Annotated in this window: 3 protein-coding genes; all 3 read left to right on the top strand. The window is 71.4% G+C overall.

Translation table 11 applies throughout. From position 1 onward, the window contains the following. Positions 1–2,458 (top strand): hypothetical protein (locus AC27VN_RS30615; protein ID WP_490878989.1); only part of this gene is annotated, 2,458 nt, incomplete at its 5' end. Beyond that, positions 2,455–4,170, top strand: coding sequence for an SWIM zinc finger family protein (locus AC27VN_RS30620; protein WP_490878990.1), 1,716 nt, complete (start codon positions 2,455–2,457; stop codon positions 4,168–4,170). The genes AC27VN_RS30615 and AC27VN_RS30620, both read left to right, overlap by 4 nt. Positions 4,171–4,448: 278 nt before the next feature. Then, a partial coding sequence (locus AC27VN_RS30625) for a reverse transcriptase family protein (RefSeq protein WP_490878991.1) occupies positions 4,449–5,832 on the top strand: 1,384 nt, incomplete at its 3' end.

A 5,832-nucleotide genomic window follows, 5' to 3' on the forward strand; every position in this document is an offset into this window, starting at 1 on the left:
GCACTGGCAGAGCCTCGCGCACACCGACTGGACGCAGCAGCTGTTCGAACTCGCGCTGCTCGAAGGCCTCGACGAGGACCAGCCGGCCGGCCTGGCGCGCAGCGCGCTGCACGGCGTGGCGCAGCAGCTCTCGCTGGCCGCGGGCAGCTTCCGCGCCTGGCGCCGGCTCTACAAGGGCGCCGAGTTCGCGGGCGACTACCGCCTGCTGGGCCTGCTGAACCAGCGCATCGAAACGCAGCGCGCGGGCTTTCGCGGCACCAGCCAATGGGCGATGCTCAACGGCCGCTACGTCGACATCGCGAAGGAGATCGTGCGCCCCGACAGCCGGCTCGCCCTGAGCCAGCGCACGCACGACTACCTGCGCCGCCGCACCTGGCGCACCTTGCGCCGGCTCGCGCTGCGCGGCGCGGCCGACGAGCGCGACTGGCTGCGGCTCGCGATGGGCGTGCTGCTCGCTGCCGACGATGCGAACGCGGCCGTCGCGGCGCGCCATGAAGATGCGGGCTGGAACCGCGAGACGCGCGTCTGGCACAGCGGACCCTACAGCCGCTGGCTGGTCGTGATGCAGCTGCTGCATCACCACGATCCCGAATGGACTGCGCTGGCCGGCGGCCTCTACTGGCGCCGCGAGACGCCCCCGGCCGAGCACCGCGCGCAACGCGGCGAGGCCTGGCCCGAACGCTGGGACCGCCATCCCGAGGCGCTGCTGCAGTTGATGCAGCAGTCGCGCTGCACCGGCGTGCATGCCTTCGCGGCGCGCGCGCTGCAGGACAACCGCGCCTTCTGCCAGGCGCTCGATGGCGCCGTCCTGCGCGAGCTGCTCGCGAGCGCCTGGAACGACACGGCGCGCTTCGCGTTGACGCTGGTGCGCGAGCGCATCGAGGCCGGCGAGCCCGCCGGCCCGTGGCTCGTGCCGCTGATCGATTCGCCACTGGACGAAGCACGTCGCCATGCGCTCGACCTGATCGCCGAGGACCCGGCGCGTTACAGCCGCGACGTCGAGCTGCTGCTGCGCCTGCTGGTCTCGGCCGACGCCGAGGTGCGCCGCGCCTCGCGCCTGCTGCTGCAGGCCGCGGCCGGCCAGCCCGAGGCCGCCGACGGTTTCGACGCGCTGTGCACCGCGCTGCTCGGCTGGCTCGCGCGCTGCGATGCGCAGGCGCCCGAGCTCGCGGCCATCTGCGAGAACCTGCAATGGGCGCTGCAGAACCCGCTGCGCGAAGCCGGCTCGAAGGCGCCGCTGGCCGCGCTGCTGGCGCTGTTCGACCATGCGAGCCCCGACGTGGTGGCGCTCGCGGCCGAGTGGCTGCTGCTGCATCCGGCGTCCGTGCAAGGCCTGCCGATCGAGGTGCTGACGCGGCTGCTGCAGTCGGACGACGAACGGCTGCGCGGCGCCGGCGTGCGCCTGTTCACCGCGCTGCCCGACGACACGCTGCTCGCGCAGCCGGCGCTGTTCGCCGTGTTCTGCGCCAGCCCGATGCCGCGCGTGCGCAGCGCGGTCGCGCCCAAGCTCGCGCAGCTGCTGCCCGGCCATCCGGACTTCGGCGCGGCGCTGATGCCGATGCTGCGCGACGAGCTGTTCCGCACCGAAGCGGCCGAAGGCGTGTTCGATTCGCTGCTGCAGTGGCTGTGCGGACCGCTGGCCGAGCACACGCGCGCGGGCGACAGCGCCACCACCGTGCGGCTGCTCGAGGCGCGCAGCAAGGGTGCGCAGCGCCTGGGCGCCTGGCTGCTGCCGCAGCAGCCGGCCGAGGCCTTCGACGTGCTGCAGACCGCGAGCCTGGGGCTGGTCGATGCCGCCGTCGCGCGCCAATGGGCCTGCGAGCAGTTGGCCGCGCGACCCGAGCGCACGCTCGCGCAGCTCGACGACGCGCTGCGCATCTTCGACAGCCGCTGGGACGACGCGCTCGCCTGGGCGCGCCAGTGGTTCGCATCGCAAGGCCAGTCGCCGCAATGGACGCCCGCGCTGCTGGTGCGCCTGTGCGACCACAAGGATCCCGGCGCGCAGCGCCTGGGCCGCGAACTGCTGACGGCGCATTTCGAACTCACCGACGTCACCACCTACATGCTGCAGCTGAGCCAGCATCCCTCGAGCGGCATGCAGCTGTTCGTGACCAACTGGCTGGCGGCGGCCGCGGGCGGCAAGCCCGAGGTGCTGGCGCGGCTCGAGCCCTACTTCCTCACCGTGCTGTCGCAGGCCAACCGCGGCCGGCTCGCCAAGGCGCGCGTGAGCGAATTCCTCGCGGCGCAGGCCGAACAGTCCGAGGAGGCGGCGCGCATCGTCGCGCGCGTGTTCGCGCGCCAGGCCGTGAGCGGTGCCATCACCGAGCGCGCCCGCTACGTGGCCGGCCTGCGCAGCATCCAGCAACGCTATCCGGCGCTCCAGAACCCGCTGCAGGCCGCGCCCGTGCGCGCCGTCGCGCCGCGCCGGACCGCCGTCGCCGGAGGTCCCGCCGCATGAAGTTCCAGTACCGCTATTTCGGCCACTCGGGCGCGCAGCAGACGCCCACCAGCACCGCGCTGCAGTTCGCGCCCGACACCCTGCGCGCGCCCGTGCACTTCATCGGCGAGGTCAACCGCCACCTGCCGTTTCGCGAAGGCATGTCGGCGCTGCACGACGTGGTGGTGGGCGACCTGCGCTTTCAGCCGCGCGACAAGAGCGCCTACCTCGAATGGCTCGCGAGCCAGGAAGGCGAGCTGCTCGCGCAGTACATGGCGCGCAGCGACGAGCTCAAGGCCCGCATGGCGCCGCTGCGCGAGGAGCTCGACGTGCTGCGCCAGCGCAAGTCGGCCATGCTGCAGCCCTTCTACAAGGCGCAGAAGCGCTACTTCGACCACCTCTACAAGGTCAACCGCGAAGCCTGGTTCGTGCTCGACCCGGTGATCACGGTGCATCCCGACCGCGTGTTCTTCGAGTGCTTCAGCCAGGACGAGTCGAGCTACGGCATGTTCTCCTGCGGCCACGAGGTCTTCGACCGCGTGAGCGACCATGCCTTCGGCACCACCAACGTCGACTACTCCGAGTCGCTCTACGACGAGTTCCAGAAGATCCGCGACTACAAGGCCACGCGGCTGGCGATCGATCCCGGCGGCTTCCAGGTGCAGAGCGGCAACGACCCGGCCTTCCACGAACCCAAGATCGAGGTGCCCGACAGCTGGGTGCGCGGCTTCCTGCAGGTCAGCAGCGCGATGCTGCTGCCCGCGCACCGGCTGCAGCTGCACCCGATGGACGTGCACAACATCTGCCTGGTGCTGCGCCGGCGCAAGGAGCGCGCGGGCCCGCGCTCGCTGCGCTTCATCCTGCGGCCCGGGCAGCCGGTACGCATCCTGTTCGAGCCCTGGGGCCACGAACTGGTGTGCCCGCGTTCCTCGCACGACGCGCCCGCCGACATCGACATCCGCGTCTGGGGCCGGCGCCGGCTGCTGCAGCTCGAGCGGCTGGTGCCGGTGGCGCAGGGCTTCACGGTGCACCTGCTGGGCACCGGCATGCCGAGCTTCTGGGTCGCGCGGCTGCCCGACATGGAGTTCACGCTGGGCCTGTCGGGCTGGACCGCCAACGACTGGTCGCGCAACGGCCACTTCGAGCTGCTGCAGCCGCGCCACGACGTCGACCAGGACAGCCTGCTGCGCGTGTTCGCGGCGCTCGGCGAACGCTGGCGCGCCACCACCGCCGAGCTTGCCGCGGCCACCGGGCTCTCGCCGCTCACGGTCGAGTCGGCGCTCGGCGGCTATGTGCAGGCCGGGCGCGTGGTGTACGACATCGCGCACGGCGTGTGGCGGCTGCGCGAACTGAGCCGCGAGCCGCTGCCGATGGAACGGCTGCGCCATGCCAGCCCCGAGGAAGCGGCCGCGGCCGAACTGGTGCAGGCCAAGCGCCTGAAGGACACGAAGGTCGAGGCCCGGGCCGACGGCGGGCTGCTGCTCAGCGGCCTGTGCGGCACCCAATCCTCGCGCCAGTACCAGGTGCGGCTGCAGCTCGATGCCGACCAGCGCGTGGCCACCGGCGAATGCCAGTGCGACCACTTCATCCGCCTGCGCATGACGAAGGGACCGTGCGAACACATGCTCGCGCTGCGCCTGGCCACCGCTTCGGCCGCGCTGGCCCTTGGCACCACCGCGGGCGCACCGACGCCCGCGACCGACTCGGAAGAAAGGACTGCAAGCATCGGCTGATACACTGGTTTTGCGAACGGGGCGGGAAGGCTCTTGCAATCCGGATGGCGCATCGCCATCCTCGATCTCAGCACTTCCCAGGCTTCACTGGACATCTCTTCACTGTGCCGTACGCGCATGGTGGCGCGATGACGGTGCGGCTTCTTCGAAGCTCATCGCGCCACCATGCGCGTACGGCGTCGAGTGGAGCTGTCCAGTCTTCAGGCTCTTCGACGAGATTCCCGTCCCGTTCGCATCTTTTTCTTCCAGTGCATCGGTCCATGCGGCGCACACCGCCCATGACCCCACCCTCTCCCTCCTCCGTACCCGATTCGGCGCTCACGCGCGAGGAACTCTACGCACGCATCCGCGGGAGCTCCAAGCAGGAGGTCGTGCTCGAGGAGATGCAGCGCCTGGGCTTCTGGCCGCGCGACACGGCGCAGCCCACGGTCGAGGCGCAACTCATCCGCCGCGAGGGCGAGCTGCAGACCGCGCTGCGCGATCTCGGCGACGAGCTGCGCGGCATCGAGGACCGCGAGACCGCGCTCAAGGCCATGCGCAAGGAGCGCATGGCGCGGGCGCGCGAACGTCGCGAAGAAACCCGCCAGCGCCTCGCAGAGCAGCGCCATGCGCGCGCGCTCGACTGGCATGGCCGGCGCCAGCGCGAGCTGCTGTACCTGGGCGAAGGCGTCTCGGGCGGGCTCAACGCGGCACGCAGCGACGAGCAGGCGCTCGCGCGCCATGCGCTGCCGGCGCTGCACGACGCCACCGATCTCGCGCGCGCCATGGGCCTGGAGCTGGGCGAGCTGCGCTTCCTGGCCTGGCACCGCGAGGTCGCACGCGTGAGCCACTACCAGCGCTTCACCGTGCCCAAGAAGACCGGCGGCGAACGCCAGATCTCGGCGCCGATGCCGCGGCTCAAGCGCGCGCAGTACTGGGTGCTCGACAACGTGCTGGCCAAGGTGCCGGTGCACGAAGCGGTGCACGGCTTCCTGCCGGGCCGCTCGATCCTCAGCAATGCCGCGCCGCACGTGGGGCAGGCGGTGGTGGTCAACCTCGACCTCAAGGACTTCTTTCCCTCGATCGGCCTGCGCCGCGTGCGTGGCGTGTTCCGCCAGCTCGGCTACTCGCCGCAGGTCGCGACCCTGTTCGCGCTGCTCGCGACCGAGGCGCCGACCGACGAGGTCGAGCTCGACGGCGAACGCTACTTCGTCGCGCGCGGCGAACGCGTGCTGCCGCAGGGCGCGCCCACCAGCCCGATGCTCACCAACGTGCTGTGCCGCCGGCTTGATGCGCGGCTGGCCGCCTGCGCCGCGAAGCTGGGCTTTCGCTACACGCGCTATGCCGACGACCTGAGCTTCTCGGCCGATGCCGAACATGGCCGCGACGTCGGCAAGCTGCTGTGGCGCGCCAAGCAGATCGTGGCCAGCGAAGGCCTCGTGGTGCATCCCGAGAAACAGCAGGTGATGCGCCGCCACCAGCAGCAGCACGTGACCGGCATCGTGGTCAACGACAAGCTCTCGACCGACCGCGACACCTTGCGGCGATTTCGCGCCGTGCTGCACCAGGCCGAGCGCCACGGTCCGCAGGGCCTGCACTGGAACGGCCAGCACGACCTGGTCGCCGCGCTGCGCGGCTATGCGAACTTCATCGCGATGGCCGATCCCGCACGCGCCGAGCCCT

The organism is Variovorax sp. 20P10.2.4, from assembly GCF_058244205.1.